This window comes from Parabacteroides sp. HGS0025 (assembly GCF_000969845.1).
Classification (GTDB): domain Bacteria; phylum Bacteroidota; class Bacteroidia; order Bacteroidales; family Tannerellaceae; genus Parabacteroides; species Parabacteroides gordonii.
On record NZ_KQ033903.1, the window covers coordinates 211,569 to 230,236 of the forward strand.

Genomic DNA, 18,668 nt, shown 5'->3' on the forward strand with positions numbered 1-18,668 from the left:
ACAGGTTTACTTTGTTTTACTCTACATTATATCCTGAAACCACTACCCTCGGTGTATTTCCTCTGGTATCTTCGTCTTTCCAATGGAAACGAACCTCTTTCTTTTCTCCGGGGAGAAGGGCGAAGTAGTTGTCGGAGTAGAACATCGGCAGGAACTGCAATCCATCCGTACCACCCACTACATTGAGGCGAACCATCAGGGCCGGAGTAGACGTTGGGTTCTCAATCACAGCCGTTGCAGTCCAGTTACCGTCTGTTTCCTTGTTGATCGTGACATCCGACTTCAGAGCCACCTTCGGAAGGTTACGCAGCTCCTGATAGTTGTTTTCTTCCAAGCTTCTGTGATAGAAGTTTTCAGAAACAACCTCGCCGTTCTCCGTCAATACCATCTTGATGAAATGAACCTTCGACAGGTTTTCCGGGAATTCCAGCTTGATGCACTTGTTAGTTGTATCTTCATTGCTGTCGATAGCCACTTCCTTTTCCCAGGCCACGGAAGCATCCATATTCAGCACCTGCGCTTTTGCAGTCAGGCCCTTACGGTTGCCACCGCTGTAATTCACCACTTCCACCTCGTCGGTTACCGGGTTCCACTGGATATGCAGCGGTTCGGACGCCTTCTTGATAGCGAAGTAAGCAGCCGTCGGCTCGAAATAATAATCGTACGTCTGCCATACCATAGAAGGCCAGCAAGAATGACTCATCCACATCAGCAAGCCTTTACGGTTCTGGCTACGGGATTCGAACAAACTGCGGTGACCATCATAATTCACCCACTGCGCCAGTTCGGAGAACTCTTTGGCACTGCGCGGCTCGCCATATCCTTTTGCAATGATCTCGTTGAAAGAAGTAGCCCCCTGAGCCCCTTCACGGGTATAGTCGTGCATCCCCCACTGGTTGCCCTGCGGCCAGAGTCCTTCCGGCGAGAAGGTACGGAGCATACTTTCATAAGTCAGCACATTCGGCATACCGCGTTCGCTATGGAACTTATCGTTACCGGTCTTCAGCGTGAAATATTCCTTTGCCGGAAGCATACGGTACGGGCCATGTCCGCTCACTACGTCGTCCGCCGAGCTGGATATATAATGAATACCGGAATGCTCGTCTTTCACGATCCGGCGAAGCTCCTTGTCGATCTGTTCGGGCGGGAAACCTTCGTTACGTCCGCAATAGATACCGATAGATGCATGGCTGCGGATACGTCTCACGTAATCTTCCGCATTGGCGATAAACATTTCGGGATAGTAAGGATCGGGGCCGTCGGACGGATTAGCCAGCCAGAAGTCCTGCCAAACCATAATACCATGACGGTCGCAGGCTTCGTAGAGTTCCTCATCGCCAATCATACCTACCCAGTTACGGATGATCGTAAAGTTCATATCGGCATGATAAGCCACGGCGATATCATATTCGCGGGCACGATAATTCAAGTTCGATTCGCTGAAGCCCCAGTTACCGCCACGACCGATAAAACGGCGGCCGTTAACGAACAGGCTCAGGATCTGGTTATCTTCATTGAAGGTCATCTGACGGATACCCACTTTAAAGTCTTTGGTATCTGACACCTTATCGTCTATCTTGAAAGTAAAGTTGGCATCATACAAGTTAGGTTCGCCATACCCTTTAGGCCACCACAGACGCGGGTTCTGTACATTCAGCTGCGGAAAGTCCTTAGCGTCGAAAACAACCGCTTTCTCCTCACCTGCCGCCAGTTCCACCGGCTGCTGGAAAGTGATATCACCGATCTTACCTTCGAGGGTACCTTTTACCGCACTCGCGTCATGGTTCTTCACGATCACTTCCGCCGTCAGTTTAGCCGAAGTCGTATCGGGCAACGGCAATACAGACTGTACCAGCGGATCGGCCACCGTTACTTTACCGGTAGTCGTCAGGAACACATCGTTCCAGATTCCTATATTACGTCCGCGCATCGTCGGGATCCAGTCCCAGCCGATCGTGGCATGGAAAGTCGGGTTATCAGCCCCCAGGATGCCCCCGTTGAAGTCCGTGCTCTGTACATTCTTCTCTTTGATGGCACCGATATGCTGGTTCTTGATGATCTCCACGGCAACCACATTCTTACCTGGCACGATCAAGTCCGTCACATCGAACTTACCACGGATAAAGGCACCTTCGATACGGCCTGCCTGCTTACCGTTCACATATACATTCGCTTTCCAGTTGATACCGTCGAAATTCAGGAATACACGATCCTGTGTAAAGTCGGACGGCACATCGAACTCGTCGCGATACCAGAAATCGGAATTGAAGAACGACTCGGAGATCTGCAACTGGTTATCCGCATAATTCGGATCGGCAATAGCCCCGATATTCTTGTAGCTGCTCAATACGGTACCCGGAACGGTAGCCATAATCCAGTTCTCCGGCTTGAAGTCCGGGGTAGAGATCTGTTCGCCTGTGGCATTCACTTCCGAAGCCCGTTGAAGCCGCCAGTTTCCTCCCGACAAATAAATCTCACCATCCGAAACAGCAGGTGCAGCGGCACATTGAGGAACCAGTCCCCCTTTACCCATCACCTCCAGTTCGCTCAGGATATAACGGCTGTCGTTAGCCGGCTCCTGCATCAGGATACGCACGTAGCGGGCTTTCTTGCCGCCACCCAGCGTAATTTCATCCGTCAGGCCGTCACCGCCCGGCAGGTCGGCAACATCCGTCCACTGTGTGGCATCGTCAGACACCTGCACCTTACCTTTTACGGCTTTGTTGATCCAGTGAAGGATCACTTTATCGAATTCAGACCGGCTTCCCAGATCCACGTACAACCATTCTTCACCCGTAGTGGCACTCATCCAGGCACTCGTAAAGAATTGCGACGGTTTCATTTCCACCAGTCCGTCTTTATTATAGAAGTTGACATCCGTAAATACCCAGCTGTGGGCACCGGTCATTTTCAACAATACGCGGTAATTGGAGAAAGCCTCTTCCGTATTGAAAGTGATCGTTTCGTCCAGTTTGCGAACCGGCATGGAAATCTGTTCGGTCTGCTTGTTCGGGTCGGTCACGGGAACACGGCGGCGCATCGCTTCGCCCGGCATTCCGTTACCGCTCAGCTTGCCTATTTCCGTCCAGTTCTGTCCGTCGTTCGAACCCTGGCAAACGATCTCGAAACCGCCTTTTGCCAACTGGTCATTATAAATCAGATTACCTATCAGATGTACTTTTTCGACAGATTTACTATACTCATTCAAAGTGAACTGAAACCAGGTATCCTCCCCTTCGATCGTATTCCTCGAATAAGGTCCCTCGTCGATCATCCATTCGCGTTCGCGTCGGGGAGCATCTCCGGCAGGAGTTGAAAGGTTCAGATACTGCGGTTGCTTATCCGTCACGATACCGTCGGTAGCCAACTGCGCCGTCAGGTTATAATCGTGGCTGGACGAATTGAAAGCGGAACGCAACAAAGCTATATTCCGATAATTCGCCTGATCCGGAACCAGGGAAGGAGAGAAATCCTCCTTCGGACTACCGGGATACTGCCCGATACCACGGGTATAATAATCCGATCGTTCGAATGATTTGTCCGTTGCACCTGCTCCGCTACATCCCCAGAGAAACAATGAGGCTACCATTGCGCCACAAAGAGTAAGGGTACGGGAAACTGCTTGCTGTTCATTACATTTTCTCATTTGATGAAAGTCTACTTGATTTGTATTTTTTGCATGATTATTCCTTTCTAAAAGAAAGCCAGGCAAATATACAGCAAAAACTCCAAATCTTTTACCTCTATGTTATTAAGTTAAGTGAATAGAGGACGTTTAGAAAATAATAAGTTACTAAAAGTAGTCTCTAAACAAAGTAAAGCCTGTAGTATAGAGAATACCGAAAAAAAGGGTGATTCCCTTCAGAAAGGAACCACCCCGAGTCGGATATTTTCTATATATATCTTCTTACTGTAAGTCAGCCGCTGCAAGGATCTGGTCGACAGCCTGGATCAGGCCATCCGGATTCTTACCACCGGCAGTTGCGAAGTGAGCCTGGCCACCGCCACCGCCCTGGATCAGCTTGGCTGCGTCTTTAACCAACTTACTGGCATCCATACCGTCGGCAACCAACGGTTCGCTCAACATCACCATAAGAGCACATTTGGCACCGTCTTTTATTCCGGCAACGAAGAACACTTTCTCATCCGTACAGCTTTCACCCTTGATCTGGAATGCCAGGTCTTTGATGGCATCCACACTGGCTTCACCCCGGAAGACAACCACTTTAACACCGTGGCGTACCACCGCCTTAGCGATCAGGTCTTTCTTCATCGACGCCACTTTTTCCTTGATATAATCGCCTACCTGCTTTTTCAATTCGGCATTCTCCTCTATGGATTTGCGGATGGTCTGAGCCAGGTTCGGCACATTATTGAACATGGCACGCAGTTCGCGGAAAGAGTCCTGCAAATGGTAGGTATATTCTTCAGCACTTTCGGCCGTCACCGCTTCGATACGGCGCACACCGGCTGCAATAGAGCTTTCGGCCACCACACGCAGCGAACCGATCATACCGGTTGCCGGGATATGCGTACCACCGCACAGCTCGATGGAAGAACCGTATTTAACCACGCGTACTTCATCGCCATACTTTTCACCGAACAGCGCCATAGCACCCAGGGCCTGTGCCTGTGCGATCGGCATATTGCGGTGTTCTTCCAGCGGGAAGTTGGCACGGATCTTTTCGCTTACCAGCTTTTCTACCCGGCGGATCTCCTCGTCGGTCACTTTCTGGAAGTGGGAGAAGTCGAAACGAAGGGCTTCCGGAGAGACGAAAGAACCTTTCTGCTCAACGTGTGTTCCCAATACTTCGCGCAACGCTTCGTGCAGCAAGTGGGTAGCCGAGTGGTTGCATTCGCACTGGATACGTTTCTTTTCGTTGATCTTGGCTGTGAAAGTAGCCGTTACGTCTTTCGGCAAACGGGCCACGAAATGAACCGGCAGGTTGTTTTCGCGCTTTGTATCTATCACATCCAGTTTTTCATCGTCGGCAATCAACCATCCGGTATCACCAACCTGTCCACCCATTTCTGCGTAGAACGGAGTCTGGTCGAGCACCACCTGGAACAGTTCTTTATTCTTCTGTTTGATCTTACGGTAACGCAGGATTTCGGCTTCGCATTCGAAAAGGTCGTAACCTACGAATTTGGCTTCGCCCTCTTTCAGGACTACCCAGTCGCCTGTTTCGATAGCGGCGGCGTTGCGGGCACGTTCCTTCTGTTTCTGCATTTCAGCGTTGAACTCCTCGATATTCACTTCCATGCCGTTTTCACGCAGGATCAGTTCGGTCAAGTCCAACGGGAATCCGTATGTATCATATAAGGTAAAGGCATCTACCCCGCTGATAACGGTTTTGCCTGCTCCTTTTGTTTCTTCAATCTTCTTATCCAGCAAACGGATACCAGTTTCCAGCGTGCGCAGGAAAGACTCTTCTTCTTCCTTGATCACCTTTTCGATCAATGTCTTCTGGGCAACCAGTTCGGGATAAGCATCCCCCATCGTTTCGATCAGCACGGGAAGCAAGCCGTACATGAATGCTTCGCGGCGTCCGAGGAAGGTATAGCCGTAACGAACGGCACGGCGCAGGATACGGCGGATCACATAACCGGCTTTGGCATTCGACGGCAGCTGACCGTCTGTGATAGAGAATGCAATCGTACGGATATGGTCGGCAATCACACGCATGGCGATGTCCTGCTGTTTGTTTTCGCCGTATTTGGTTCCAGTAGTGGAAGCGATCACCTGGATGATCGGCTGGAATACGTCGGTATCGTAGTTGGAAGTCTTACCCTGCAAGGACATACAAAGACGTTCGAAGCCCATACCTGTATCGATCACCTTGGCGGGCAGCGGTTCGAGCGAACCGTCAGCCTTCCGGTTGAACTGCATGAACACCAGGTTCCAGATCTCGATCACCTGCGGATGGTCTTTGTTCACCATTTCGGCACCGCTTACAGCAGCGCGTTCTTCGTCGGGGCGAAGGTCGATATGGATTTCCGAACAAGGGCCGCAAGGGCCTGTATCGCCCATTTCCCAGAAGTTATCATGTTTATTACCGTTGATGATATGGTCTTTCGGAAGATACTGTTCCCAGTAGCCGGCCGCTTCGTCGTCGCGCGACAAACCTTCGGCAGGGCTTCCTTCGAATACGGTAGCGTATAAACGTTTCGGGTCTAGCTTCAGGACATCTACCAGATATTCCCATGCCCAATTGATGGCTTCTTTCTTGAAATAATCACCGAACGACCAGTTACCCAACATCTCGAACATGGTGTGGTGGTAGGTATCATGTCCTACTTCTTCCAGGTCGTTATGCTTGCCGCTTACACGGAGACATTTCTGTGAGTCCGCGACACGTGAATATTTAATAGGTACATTTCCCAGGATAATGTCTTTAAACTGGTTCATACCCGCATTGGTAAACATCAATGTAGGGTCTCCCTTCACTACCATCGGAGCAGACGGCACTATCTGGTGCTGCTTGGAAGCGAAGAACTCTTTAAACGATTCACGGATTTCTTTTGCTGTCAACATAATCTACTATATAGTTCTCGTTAATATTCTGAAAAACAATTTGCAAAAGTACAGCAAATTATTATTTTTGCACGTATCCAAGCTATAAAATATTCAATGAAACTGTTTAAAACAAGAAAAACATATTACTTATATAACCCAAACACACTCAATTACGAGCGTGTTTACCCTTCCGCCAAAGATCGTTTCTTTATTGTACTCCGTCATTTGAGTATCGGAGTGGCCATAGGGATCGGTGCCTTTTTCATTATGATGTATACGATAGATTCGCCGGTAGAGTCGCTGATGAAGAAGGAAAACAAGCTGTTGCAGACTCAGTATGAAGTACTTTCGCTCCGCCTGAGCAATGCGCTCGAAGTGTTGGACGACATCCAGCAAAGGGACGAAAACCTGTACCGTGCCATTTTCCAGGCAGAGTCTATCCCCGAGTCGGTACGTAAATCGGGTTTCGGAGGAACCAACCGCTACGAGCACCTCCTGAACCTGCCTAACCCGGAGCTGGTCGTTTCGACCACCCAAAAGATGGATATGCTTGCCAAGCAACTTTATATACAAAGCAACTCATTGGAGGAACTGATCAAACTGGGTAAGAACCAGGAAGAACGGAGCCGTTGCATCCCGGCTATCCAGCCTATTTCCAATAAAGACCTGCGGCGTACGGCATCCGGCTACGGGGTACGTATCGACCCGATCTACCGAACTCCCCGCTTCCACTCCGGCATGGACTTCTCCGCCAAGGTTGGAACGGAGATCTATGCAACCGGCGATGGTGTAGTGACCTTTGCCGCCTGGAAACAGGGATACGGGAATTGCCTGATGATCGATCACGGCTACGGATTCCAGACTTTATACGGCCACATGAGCAAATTCAAAAAGCGCGTAGGACAGAAAGTGACACGCGGCGAAGTCATTGGCGAAGTGGGTAATACGGGTAAATCTACCGGGCCTCACCTGCATTACGAAGTGATCGTCCGGGGTAAACACGACAATCCGTCCAGATACTATTACATGGATCTCACACCTGAAGAATACGACCGTATGATCCAGATCGCAGAGAACCACGGACAGGTAATGGATTAAGCTTCTTTAAGACGATGGCATTAAATAAAGATAAAAACCTGAAGTTATATTTCTCCATCAGCGAGGTGGCGCAGATGTTCGACGTCAATGAATCGACCTTGCGCTTCTGGGAGAAGGAATTCGATATTATCCGCCCGCGTAAAACGGCCAAAGGTACCCGTTTCTACAAGCAGGAGGATATCGATGCCGTGCGCCTGATCTTCCATCTGGTGAAGGAACGGGGCATGACGCTGGCCGGCGCCCGCCAGAAACTAAAAGACAACAGGGAGACTACTATCCGGCAGGAAGAGATCGTGAACAAACTGAAACAAATCAAGGAAGAACTGCTTTCCATGAAAGCGGCTTTCGATGCGCTCGACCCTTCCGAATTACCCCAGGAAGACAAAATCTAAGTCAAACAATTAGCAGGTTACGCGAGAAAAACGTATCTTCGCCGACAATTTAAGAAAACATAAATATGGAAATTACGGGAAAGATTATTGCCGTACTACCTGAACAGGGCGGCACAAGTAAAAGCGGAAACGAGTGGAAAAAACAGGAGTACGTATTAGAGATGAACGATCAATCACAATATCCTAAAAAAGTATGCTTCCAGATCTTCGGTGCCGACCGCATCGCACAGGCAGCTATTCAACCCGGAGAAACTTTGACCGTATCGATCGATATAGACAGCCGCGAATATCAGGGACGTTGGTTCACTAACATCAGTGCCTGGAAGGTAGAACGTCCGATGGCCGGCGCACCGTTATCTGCACCGGGAGCCATGACTCCGGATAATTTTGCACCGGCATCTGCCCCGACAGCACCCGCCGCTCCCGATTTCGGCCCGGCTAACCCGATTGACGACCTGCCATTCTAATGGATATCGTTGCCCTGATCGGCGGACTACTCCTCATCCTGGTCGGCGCCAATGCACTGACCGATGGGGCTGCTTCGGTAGCCAAACGCTTTAACATCTCCAGCCTTGTTATCGGATTAACGATCGTCGCTTTCGGTACATCCGCCCCGGAACTGACCGTCAGCATTATATCGGCACTGAAAGGTAGTGCGGATATGGCTATCGGGAATGTTGTCGGAAGTAATATATTCAATACCCTTATGATCGTAGGCTGTACGGCGGCCATTGTCCCTATCGGGATGAACAAAGGGACGCTCAGCAAAGAGATTCCGTTGTGCATCCTCGCTTCGGTCGTGCTGTTCATCTGCGGAAACGATGTGCTGATAAACGGTGCTGCACAAAACACCATCAGCAGCAGCGACGGTATGCTGTTGCTATGTTTCTTCGCGATTTTCCTCGGTTACACGTTTGCCATTGCCCGCGATGGGAACAGCGAAGGCGAAGCAGAGATAAAGCTGATGCCTGTCTGGAAATCGAGCCTGTTCATTCTGGGCGGACTGGTCGGGCTGATCTATGGCGGCCAGTTCTTCGTGAACGGTGCGTCGGGCATCGCACGCAGCCTGGGTGTCAGCGAGTCGATCATCGGCCTGACGCTGGTAGCCGGTGGTACTTCCCTGCCGGAGCTGGCCACCTCGGTAGTCGCCGCACTGAAGAAGAACCCGGAGATGGCGATAGGGAATGTGATCGGTTCCAACCTCTTCAATATCTTCTTCGTACTGGGATGCAGCGCAACGATCAGTCCGCTGAACATGCAAGGAATCACGAACATCGACCTCGGCGTCCTGATCGGTTCCTGTGTGTTACTGTACCTGTTCGGCCTGTTTATCAGGAAACGGACGATCACCCGTATCGAAGGAATCGTCATGGTGCTTTGCTATATCGCCTATACGGCCTACCTGATTGCGTAAGGTGTAATACCGATCGCCTGCCGGCAACTACTTAAAAATAATATCCCAGGCTGATATTGAACCGTGCATGCCAGGAGTTACTGCCCGTCCCTGCCCCGAAAGCATTCCAGTCGGGGCCGAGCCAGGGCTGATGCAATCCTTGTGCATAATCGATGTAGGCCAGAACCGGCCCGGCAGTGACCAGACAGCCGGTGACATTCTGGAAACTGTCGTTAAACTGCTTATCCCGTTTCTGCATCCACCCGAAATCATTATAGAACTTAATACTGTCGACGATCCCTTTCTTAAAAGGTATTGTGTAACCGGCACTGACAGAATAGATATTCGCTTTTGCAGCCATTTCATAAGGCGCATTAAAGGCCGTCATGGTCACAATATTCCGGTCTTCACCCGGAGCATTCTTCGGATGCATGGCGAAGGTGGATATCTGCGTCATCAGGCTCAGACCCTGCCAGTAAAGTTCGTGATGCAGGGCAAAGGCATAGTGCGTGCCATTCTTCTCGGTGTCGAGGTTATAGAGCATTCCGAATTCGGCGGAAGCACCCAGTTTCTGTTTGACTTCATTCCCCCATTTATAGAAAACCTGGCCATTGAACTGGTTCACTTCTTTGTTGCGGCCGGCCACATCATAGCTGTAACGGTCGCCTGCCGTTTCCGTATCGGAGCCGAACAGTTCTTCTTCCGAGTTCTTGAAAAAGGCCAGGGAGTAATCCCATTTGTCTCCGGTGTACATATATTTCACGCCCATATCCGAATCGTCTTCAAGGCCTAAGTAATAAGCGATCTGAAAGAAATAGTTATGTGCCCCGTAAGGCTGTATGCCGAAAGGTACGCGGGTCAGCCCCACCTGTATCTGCTGCTTCTCGTTAAACTGATAACCGATCCACCCGGATTTAAGCATGGCACCTCCCGATGCCTTGGCGTAAAAGCGGAAATCCACATCCAGCAGGATCTTTTTGTAGGAACCTTCCACCCCCAGCTTAAACAGGTCATAGCCCAGGTCGCCCCAACGCTTCCGGGAACCTTCTTTCCAATCGGAATAGTTATAGTTAAAACGCAGGAACCCATTAAACTTCAGGCGGGGTATCTCCTTTTTGACAGCTACGGGCGCAGCATCTGCCCCGGAAGTTTCTCCATGTGCGGCGGTTAACGAAAGGAACAGGCAAGCCAATAATACTAATGTCGTTTGTTTCATGTCTATCATTAAGTTTGGGAATTAATATCCGTTGTTGCATTTCACCCTTTTTTATATAACTTATCAATCTGCAAAAAGTTTACCGAAAAGGAGCCGAATCAGCCAAAGACTGCAAATTATAGCCTGCACGAATAAATATACCGGAAAACCACAAACCTTTCCGAATCCCGTTTTGTTATTATTAAATAATCGAAATAACATTGTTTAATCATTTTATCTGTGCGTACCATGGGGAGAAACACTTTCTGCAAAAAACTGACGGATGCAGTACTAACATGCGTTATGGCGGCTACTGCCCTTTTCATTATCAACTATTATCTGAACATATGGAATGTCTCCACCGCAGTAGCAGCGACTCCTGCCAGGGGAAGCGTACCGGATAAAGCCTTGCTGCCCCCCTCTACCCTCGGCGAGCCATTCCCGGCGGAGAACCAATACTGCCTGACCTGCCACCAGGGGATCGAACCCACCCGTCCGCTCCAATCGGGCATGATGGAAGGTATCATGAAGCAAGGCGCAGCCTTAGGCGATCCGAACGGTTGCGTAGTCTGCCACGGTGGTAATCCGAACGAAACGGTGAATAAGGTGAAAGCCCATTCCGGAAAGCCTGCGGGAAGCAAATTGTCCGGATTCACTCCTGTCCCCGGCGCCTTACAGGTAAATGAGAATACCTGCGGCCAGTGCCACGGCGACCATACATACAATGTGCACCTCTCCAATATGAATACCGATGCCGGCAAAATGAAAGCCATCCTCTGGAGCTGGGGGATCGGCACAGAGAACCACGACCACATCTATGCCGACCATCACACCAAAGATACGGACGGCCCGACACCTCGCTTCGGCTCCGATACCTATAAAGCTTATATGCAGGAAATGGCAAAGAATTATCCGGGACAGTTCCCCGACGAACTGAAACAGGTGCCGGAAATAACCCTGAGCAAACTGGATAGTATGCCCGAACAGGCTGCCTACACTTATCTGAGGAATTGCAACGCCTGCCACCTGAGCAACAAGGGTATGCAGGACAGGGGACATTTTCGTGGCATGGGCTGTGCCGCCTGTCATACCCTCTACGGCAATGAGGGATATTACGAAGGAAAAGACCCGTCGATCAGCAAGACAGAAAAAGGGCACCTGATGGTTCACGCTATGCAGGGTTCCAGAAAATCGGCCATTACGGTAAACGGTAAACAATTCTCCGGCATCCAGGTATCTACCTGTGCCGCCTGCCACTCGGCCGGACGGCGGATCGGACATGCCTACCAGGGATTGATGGCGCTCGACCACAGCGACAACCGGGGGCCGTTCGACGAGCAGGGACTGCCACAGGAAACCAACGGGGGGTACGTCTTCAAATATATCCGCAACGATGCGCATCATAAAATAGACAAGGACGGCAAAACCGTTACCGGATTGCTATGCCAGGACTGCCATACCACCAACTCCATGCATGGAAACGGGAATATCGGGACAACCACGCTCGCTACCGTCGAAATAGAATGTGCCGACTGCCATGGTACCCCCGACAAATTCCCCTGGGAGTTGCCGATCGGTTACGGTGACGAATTCGAGAAAACACTCGACATGGACAAGGCACGGGGGCTGGCGGACAAGCCGATGGATGTCACCCTCCGGTTTGCTACCGTTTATCCAAAAGAGGATGGTTACCTGATGTCCGCCCGCGGGAACGCACTGGGGAATGTGGTAAAGAAGGATAACAAAGTTATCGTCCATTCCGAAACCGGGCTCGACTTTGAAGTCCCCGTACTCAAACAGATGGCCGAAGACGGGAGCTGGTCGGATCCGGTAAAAGCGAAGACTGCAATGGTAGCCGTTAAATCGCATATGGATAAGCTGGAATGTTATACCTGCCATTCTACTTGGGCGGCACAGTATTACGGATACAAATACGTGATCGATTACAGCAAAAACTCGATCGACTGGCTTGGTTCCGCCGAGAAAGTAAATCCGGACGGTACATCCGCCGACCGGAACGGCGGTTATGTAATGCAACCCGGTGCCCCTACTTATGGCGATTACAGTCATATGCGCTGGGAAAATCCGCCGCTGGGCGTAAATGGCGAAGGACGTGTAACGCCGTTGGTAGGCGTTATACAAACCGTCGGTACGGTGATCGGCCCCGATGGGAAAACGATCGTCTGGAACCGTGTGGCAAAAACGCCCGAAGGATATGACGCAATGGAACTGGCTCCCTTAAATCCGCATACCACCTCCAGGACTTCGCGCGATTGTTCCGACTGCCACGGCAGCCAGGTGGCTATGGGATACGGTATGGACGGCGGCGTATACGACTCCGAACCGCAAACCACCCGCTATGCCGATGTCATAACAGCCGACCGGGAAAACGTCAGCCGCTTTACCAAAGCTCAGATCAGTGCTATCAAAGACCTGCACGGTGACTTTATGCAACTGCTGGATGCGGAAGGCAAACAGGTACAGACCATCGACACCCACTGGCCTACCTCCATGCCGCTGACCGTTGCCCAACGCGACCGTCTCGCCCGTGCCGGAACCTGCATGGCCTGCCACCAGGATATCCCCGACGGCTCCATCCCGATGGAGATGCTGGGAAAGGTAGCCAAAGTAGCCAACCTGAGCTTCGCACCGGCCGACGATCACGCCCACCTGCTCCGGGAGAACAATATCCTGATCGCCTGGATAAAGATGATCGCTATCTTTGCAGGCATACTGGCTATCCCGGTTATCGGTATCTGCTATGCAAAAAGGAAAGCGATACAGGCTTGGATACATAAGGTTACAGCATAGCAACCGGATCATGCCCCTCGGCAGCATTCAATATACGTCGATGGCTCATTCTTTTACGGCTTTTGCGGTTACTAATGTGGTTTGCGCTGCGATCAGCTTACGCATAAAGAAAGAAGCCGGATGACGTAAATCATGTTAAAAGCCCTTCCGGTAGAAAGACAATCGACTGAAAATTTTGTTTTAATTTAATACGAGTATCAAACTATATACATTTATATATGATGAATTTAGAAGATGTTTTGAATTACCGCCGTTCCGTGCGGGTATTTGACAAAGAGAAACATATAGATCCCGAAAAGGTAAAGCACTGCCTGGAATTGGCAACTCTGGCACCCAACAGTTCAAACATGCAATTGTGGGAGTTTTACCATATAACGCAGCCCGATTTACTGGCAAGCATATCAAAAGCCTGTTTCAATCAAACGGCTACTTCCACAGCGTCCGAGGTCGTTGTCTTCGTTACACGACAGGATCTGTATAAGGAGCGGGCGAAGTTCGTCCTCGATTTTGAAAAAGAGAACATTAAACGGTACAGCCCCAAAGAACGCCAGGAGAAACGCATCAAAGACAGGGAACTGTACTATGGGAAAATAATGCCGTTTATCTATGCCCGGTTTTACGGGATCTTAGGGTTTGCAAGATTTATATTATCCAGGGCTATCGGCCTTTTCCGTCCTATGATGCGTCAGGTATCCGAAAGTGATATGCGTGTCGTTGTCCATAAATCCTGTGCGCTTGCCGCCCAAACCTTTATGATCGCGATGGCAAATGAGGGGTATGATACCTGTCCGTTGGAAGGTTTCGACAGCAAACTAATCAAAAAGCTCCTGAAACTGCCTCATGGCGCTGAAATAAATATGGTCATTGCCTGCGGAACGCGGGATGGCAACAAAGGGATCTGGGGAGAACGAGGAAGAGTGGCTTTTGATAAAGTATATCACCGAATTTAATAACCTCACATACAGGAGTAACCGGGGGATATGCATCCCCCGGCACTAAATCACCCCTGTTTCTTTCTTCCTAACAGGAACCCCAACAATTCCATGATAAACTGAAGGATCGTCCTCACCTTGTTTCCTTTCTCACTCATACGCTTTCATTATTTAGATTATACACCAGGGGTACCAGCGACTGTGCAATGCTTTCCAGCATCCTGCAATACGTCTCACGGTTATCCCCGTTCACTTCACTGATATACCGGCTGTAAGCGATCTCACGGGCATACGCCCGGGGGTAATGGCTCACGGCGGCCGCCTGTTTGTAGACAGTAGAAATCAGGCGGGCGAAATCGAGAAAACTGTTTTCAGGCCGGTCGTAACGGCGGAACAACAGGCCGTCCGGATTATCCGGATCCGTCTTGCCGCCATGCCAGTAAGCATTGGTAACGCCATAGCCCGTCAGCCCGAAAAAGTTATTGTAGCGGGTAGCCAGGGTGCTCTCACCCCAGCCGGTTTCGATAGCAGACTGAGCCAGGATCACTACCGGGTTCAGTCCGTACAACTCACCCGCCAAACGTGCGGCGGGGAGGTACTTCGAGGTAAATGATTGCTTATCCATACGTTGCGACCGGTTCTATGGATAACTACTCGATCACGGGACGATCGTCTTCACCGCTGCCGCTACCGCCACCTTCCGACGGCTTCGACTCTTCGAGCTTGAAACGTTCGCTCTTGGCCGTCAGGATCAGCTCACGCAACTTCGGCCCGGGACGGAAACGAAGGCGGGCGCGGTACAACATACTGGAAGAGAATTCCTCCACAGTAACACTTCCCGAACTGGTCTGCACCAGCTGAAACGTACCCAGCTCGCCGCATTGCACCACCTCTCCGCGAGCCAGAAACAAGAGAAGGAATTTGATCAGGCGGTCTATCACCACCTTCACATCACCACTCGAAGCGGTGGAGCTATCAGCAACGATACTGCACAACTCCTCGAAGGTACATGTCCCCGTTGCCCGGGTCTGCGCATAGTGGAGTTTCTCTTTCCCCGCTTCCACATTTTTACTCAGGTTCTTTCTGAGAACCAAATGAAATTGTAATGGCATAACTTAATTGTTTTTAGTTGATTATTAATTACATATCAAAGATACGACACCCACCTCCCCACCTTGTAGACAGAGGTGACAGGGTGTGACGAAGCGACATTTTATTTCCGATAAATTTCTAATTGCCATTAGTGGTAAAAAAAGGAGACTCAATGAGGGAAAGAGAAGTCTCTTTGGACATAAACAATCTATCCATAAATAAGGCTGGCTTGGTTACAGGTTTATTTGCCGTCTGCTTCAGCTGACGGTTTAAAGTGATACCCTTGTTTTGACTTTAGTCACATTTCTTTTTGGAATTTGTATACACGCATAAACTCCTCATATTCTTCCTGAAAGCTTTTATGACGATGATGTTCTTCCTGATTCAGTATATAATTCCTAACGGCTATAAGCTGGCTTTCACCAATGGAGACTGAAAAATAATCGTCCTGCCATTCTAGCCGTTGTGCATATTGTTTATTAAACCAATGGGAAGCTTCACCTTTGATAAGTTGTAAGACTTTAGAGAGATTTTGATCTTTTCCCAGATAGAGAATAAGATGTAGATGATCGACATGACCACCTACCAAACCAACCCATATACCTTTTTCTTTAGCATTGACGCAAATATGGGCAAAAAGGGTCTCACGTTGACTACGATCTGAAAGTAAAGGTAGACGGTTTTTAGTGCTCCAGACACAGTGTAGGATAATTTTTACATAGCTCATATTATAACTTTGTTAAGGGGGATTTCCCCGGTTAAATCTGTTTTGTTACACGGGACTCGACTGCTGAAAAGGCTCGTTGTTCTCGTTTATCTCCGTTATATCCTTGTCGGCAAACCAGTAGCGGAAACCTTGCTTATAAAGCCCCAATGCCTGGGCATAGATGGCGGCATGATCTATCCCGGAAGTATAATCGATCCGGAGTGTCTCAAAACAAAGGAAACGGCGCGAACCGGTACGGTCGGTCAGTATCTGGCTGTCGTTTACCGTGGCGGCAAAGGAAGCACGGCGCACGAACGTCTCCGCATTACGGGCATACGGGCGGCGTTCGAGGATGGAGTCTTTCGTGATCAGGGCCTTCAGCTGGTTCAACTCCACACGGCTCTGTCCCGACAACTCGTCGAGGATGATCAGGAAGCAATCGCTCATCAGGAGCGACGAGTCTTTGGCCGTAGGATCGAGATTGCCGGAATAGACATAGTTTCTAAGCACGGGTGGTACGAGGTTACGCAGCCAGGTAGTCTTACCCAACCCCTGTGCCCCACTCAGCAACAAGACCGTATGATTTGCCTTCCGCTCGTTAATGGCACAGGCCACGACAGCCACCAGCCATTTCTTCAGGCATTTCACCCAATATTCGGGGCAAGTGGTATCGACGGTAGCCGCCAGCTGTCCGATAGGATCTGTCTCCCCGTCCCAGGCAGGCAGGTTTTCAAAGTAAGACAGGAAAGGGTTGTATTCGGGGCTGAAATCGGATTGGATCACCGCCCGCAGGTCAGACACACGGCAAAACACACCTGCTTTCTGCAAGGCACACCAGACGGAGTTTTCCCAATAGTCGGTCACCTGCTGGAAAGCATCATGCTTCGTCAGGCTCCGGTACTCCACTATACGCCGGACGATATTGCGGCGAAGCTTGAAGTTTGCGGCCAGAAACTCTTGTATCTGAACCACAAAACCATCCCCGCGGGACGAACGGGGCGTCCTTTTCACAGTATCATGCTCCTCTGTATGCGTATAAGCACTACCGACCGCTTGCAAGCATTCTTCAGCCGGCAAGTCGGCGAAGTTTTTGCAGGCATACTTCAGTACTTCTTCTTTCACTACCCCCAGCCGGTTGCAGTTGGCGGCAAAGAGATGTACGAAATTGTTGCGGTTACCCTCGGTATAGGCAAACTTGCGGGTAGTCCGTTTACGGGCGGAAGAGATCAGCTGCATCACATCTTTCCCGGTAATGGCTTTTATCGGCGGCAGATCGTCGGGCAAAGCGCCCTCCCCTTTCAGCCAGGGCTCGAAGCGGGGAGAGAGGTAAAGCTGCGGATCGTACGAAACAAGGCAGAGCCGCCCGACATCGCTACCCGAAGTATCGGCTTCGACCCCCAGCAGGCGCCCGTACCAGTCTTTCACCAGATTATACACAGCCAAATGGTTCTGGGGAGTCAGGTCAAGCCCGACAGCCGGATAGACAATGACTTTGAGGCCATGACCACGCGGACTGACCCAGCAGGCCACCGTATAGGCAGCCTCGCGCACCAACCCGAGCAGACGGGGCAGATCGGCCTTCTTCTGCTTGTCGAAATCGAGGATAATCAACGGATTGTAGGCCGTCATACACTCTGCCAGGCGTTTTCCGCGGTAGGTGGCAGAGATGGTTACGGCCGGCAGTCCTTTCTTCAACTGGTCGGCAGCTTCGGAATTCTCTTTGTCCATATAGACGCGGATACGGTTAACAGACGCGGCATACTTGCCATTACGGATATCGGAAAGGATGTCGATCAGATCGACGTCGCCCATACAGGTTCTAAACCGGGCAAACACAGTAACTTTTATCATAACAGATAGTTTTAAATTGAGGAAATCATTATTGCTTTCAAGGTAGATATAATAAGCAAAGGAGCCTATGCTTTTACTTTTTATTATGAGAAACATAGGCTCCGGCAAAAAAACTTATTCAGACTGGTTAGTCTTGTCGTAAATGTCGAGATAGTTTTGCACTGCATTCGTCAACGCTCCCAATGTCAGAAAGTCTTTCTCCGGATCGTAGCATATACGAAAGATCGAGTAGAGCGAACGAAGAAAAGGTTTTACTTCATGTCTATCGTTCACTTTCCATTTACGGCTCATCACCAGCGGGCCGATCAGTTCCACGAAATCGGCGGTCAGTCCGTTGAAGACGATAGTTTCTTCCACTATCATATCGTCTTCCCAGACAGCATGCTCCAGCATATGTGCCAGTTTGTTACATTGTTTTTTCACTTCCCGAAGTTCTCCTTCGAGCTGCTCGCAGTGGAGTCTCAACTCCTGTGCCGTCTCTGTCAGCAGAACGGCGTCCAATTTTTTTTCATTGGGTTCATTTTTATTGTTAATAATTGGCCGATGGCCGTTAATTTAACCTTCTCTATAAAAACGAAGCCCCGGAGAACGAATCCCCCGGGGCTTGTTTTTGTCTGTTTTTGCTCTTCACAGAGGTTGAACAGAAGAACTTTATTTCATTACTTTAGTATTAATATCGAC

At 50.0% G+C, this 18,668-nt stretch carries 14 protein-coding genes; 6 read left to right on the forward strand and 8 right to left on the reverse strand.

What is annotated here, in order from left to right; all coding sequences use genetic code 11:
- Nucleotides 1-16 precede the first annotated feature (16 nt).
- Nucleotides 17-3,646, reverse strand: coding sequence for a glycosyl hydrolase 2 galactose-binding domain-containing protein (locus HMPREF1212_RS18045; protein ID WP_046150570.1), 3,630 nt, complete (start codon nucleotides 3,644-3,646; stop codon nucleotides 17-19).
- Nucleotides 3,647-3,907: 261 nt separating this feature from the next.
- Complete coding sequence (alaS, locus tag HMPREF1212_RS18050; protein ID WP_046150571.1) at nucleotides 3,908-6,535, reverse strand: alanine--tRNA ligase; 2,628 nt, start codon at nucleotides 6,533-6,535, stop codon at nucleotides 3,908-3,910.
- A gap of 96 nt (nucleotides 6,536-6,631) precedes the next feature.
- Between alaS and HMPREF1212_RS18055 the strand changes: the two genes are divergently transcribed.
- From HMPREF1212_RS18055 to HMPREF1212_RS18070, 4 genes are all read left to right on the forward strand, one after another.
- Nucleotides 6,632-7,615, forward strand: a complete 984-nt coding sequence (locus HMPREF1212_RS18055; protein ID WP_046150572.1) for a M23 family metallopeptidase — start codon at nucleotides 6,632-6,634, stop codon at nucleotides 7,613-7,615.
- Between the two features lie 14 nt (nucleotides 7,616-7,629).
- Complete coding sequence (locus HMPREF1212_RS18060; protein ID WP_028727691.1) at nucleotides 7,630-8,007, forward strand: MerR family transcriptional regulator; 378 nt, start codon at nucleotides 7,630-7,632, stop codon at nucleotides 8,005-8,007.
- A 65-nt stretch (nucleotides 8,008-8,072) separates the two neighbouring features.
- A complete protein-coding gene (locus HMPREF1212_RS18065; RefSeq protein WP_046150573.1) occupies nucleotides 8,073-8,474 on the forward strand; it encodes a DUF3127 domain-containing protein in 402 nt (133 codons plus the stop codon).
- Entirely contained in the window at nucleotides 8,474-9,421 is a 948-nt protein-coding gene (locus tag HMPREF1212_RS18070) for a calcium/sodium antiporter (protein ID WP_046150574.1), read from the forward strand. Before HMPREF1212_RS18065 ends, HMPREF1212_RS18070 begins: the two co-directional genes overlap by 1 nt.
- A gap of 31 nt (nucleotides 9,422-9,452) precedes the next feature.
- Here the strand turns inward: HMPREF1212_RS18070 and HMPREF1212_RS18075 are convergent, their stop codons facing one another.
- Nucleotides 9,453-10,625 (reverse strand): hypothetical protein, encoded by a 1,173-nt coding sequence (locus tag HMPREF1212_RS18075; protein WP_232430156.1) that lies wholly within the window; start codon nucleotides 10,623-10,625, stop codon nucleotides 9,453-9,455.
- A gap of 219 nt (nucleotides 10,626-10,844) precedes the next feature.
- Between HMPREF1212_RS18075 and HMPREF1212_RS18080 the strand changes: the two genes are divergently transcribed.
- Nucleotides 10,845-13,406, forward strand: coding sequence for a hypothetical protein (locus tag HMPREF1212_RS18080; RefSeq protein WP_052725046.1), 2,562 nt, complete (start codon nucleotides 10,845-10,847; stop codon nucleotides 13,404-13,406).
- Between the two features lie 221 nt (nucleotides 13,407-13,627).
- Nucleotides 13,628-14,356 (forward strand): nitroreductase family protein, encoded by a 729-nt coding sequence (locus tag HMPREF1212_RS18085; protein WP_046151227.1) that lies wholly within the window; start codon nucleotides 13,628-13,630, stop codon nucleotides 14,354-14,356.
- Between the two features lie 136 nt (nucleotides 14,357-14,492).
- Here the strand turns inward: HMPREF1212_RS18085 and HMPREF1212_RS18090 are convergent, their stop codons facing one another.
- The 5 genes from HMPREF1212_RS18090 to HMPREF1212_RS18110 all read right to left on the reverse strand — a co-directional run bounded on the left by HMPREF1212_RS18090 (nucleotide 14,493) and on the right by HMPREF1212_RS18110 (nucleotide 18,488).
- A complete protein-coding gene (locus HMPREF1212_RS18090; RefSeq protein ID WP_046150575.1) occupies nucleotides 14,493-14,963 on the reverse strand; it encodes a glucosaminidase domain-containing protein in 471 nt (156 codons plus the stop codon).
- Between the two features lie 25 nt (nucleotides 14,964-14,988).
- The gene (locus tag HMPREF1212_RS18095) at nucleotides 14,989-15,450 is read right to left on the reverse strand and encodes an HU family DNA-binding protein (protein WP_046150576.1); all 462 of its coding nucleotides are present in this window, start codon (nucleotides 15,448-15,450) and stop codon (nucleotides 14,989-14,991) included.
- 278 nt (nucleotides 15,451-15,728) lie between these two features.
- Nucleotides 15,729-16,157 carry a transposase gene (locus HMPREF1212_RS18100; RefSeq protein ID WP_046150577.1) on the reverse strand — a complete coding sequence of 143 codons (429 nt, stop codon included), beginning with the start codon at nucleotides 16,155-16,157 and terminating at the stop codon, nucleotides 15,729-15,731.
- 45 nt (nucleotides 16,158-16,202) lie between these two features.
- A complete protein-coding gene (locus HMPREF1212_RS18105) occupies nucleotides 16,203-17,987 on the reverse strand; it encodes a VapE domain-containing protein (protein ID WP_232430157.1) in 1,785 nt (594 codons plus the stop codon).
- A gap of 114 nt (nucleotides 17,988-18,101) precedes the next feature.
- Nucleotides 18,102-18,488 (reverse strand): hypothetical protein, encoded by a 387-nt coding sequence (locus tag HMPREF1212_RS18110; RefSeq protein WP_225607976.1) that lies wholly within the window; start codon nucleotides 18,486-18,488, stop codon nucleotides 18,102-18,104.
- Between the last annotated feature and the right edge of the window lie 180 nt (nucleotides 18,489-18,668).

Bases quoted from the DNA above. Each gene is read 5' to 3' on its own strand.
- HMPREF1212_RS18080 (WP_052725046.1), top strand. From the start codon at position 10,845: ATGGGGAGAAACACTTTCTGCAAAAAACTGACGGATGCAGTACTAACA.
- HMPREF1212_RS18090 (WP_046150575.1), bottom strand. From the start codon at position 14,963: ATGGATAAGCAATCATTTACCTCGAAGTACCTCCCCGCCGCACGTTTG.
- HMPREF1212_RS18060 (WP_028727691.1), top strand. From the start codon at position 7,630: ATGGCATTAAATAAAGATAAAAACCTGAAGTTATATTTCTCCATCAGC.
- HMPREF1212_RS18070 (WP_046150574.1), top strand. From the start codon at position 8,474: ATGGATATCGTTGCCCTGATCGGCGGACTACTCCTCATCCTGGTCGGC.
- alaS (WP_046150571.1), bottom strand. From the start codon at position 6,535: ATGTTGACAGCAAAAGAAATCCGTGAATCGTTTAAAGAGTTCTTCGCT.
- HMPREF1212_RS18095 (WP_046150576.1), bottom strand. From the start codon at position 15,450: ATGCCATTACAATTTCATTTGGTTCTCAGAAAGAACCTGAGTAAAAAT.
- HMPREF1212_RS18100 (WP_046150577.1), bottom strand. From the start codon at position 16,157: ATGAGCTATGTAAAAATTATCCTACACTGTGTCTGGAGCACTAAAAAC.
- HMPREF1212_RS18105 (WP_232430157.1), bottom strand. From the start codon at position 17,987: ATGATAAAAGTTACTGTGTTTGCCCGGTTTAGAACCTGTATGGGCGAC.
- HMPREF1212_RS18085 (WP_046151227.1), top strand. From the start codon at position 13,628: ATGAATTTAGAAGATGTTTTGAATTACCGCCGTTCCGTGCGGGTATTT.
- HMPREF1212_RS18075 (WP_232430156.1), bottom strand. From the start codon at position 10,625: ATGATAGACATGAAACAAACGACATTAGTATTATTGGCTTGCCTGTTC.
- HMPREF1212_RS18045 (WP_046150570.1), bottom strand. From the start codon at position 3,646: ATGAGAAAATGTAATGAACAGCAAGCAGTTTCCCGTACCCTTACTCTT.
- HMPREF1212_RS18055 (WP_046150572.1), top strand. From the start codon at position 6,632: ATGAAACTGTTTAAAACAAGAAAAACATATTACTTATATAACCCAAAC.
- HMPREF1212_RS18065 (WP_046150573.1), top strand. From the start codon at position 8,073: ATGGAAATTACGGGAAAGATTATTGCCGTACTACCTGAACAGGGCGGC.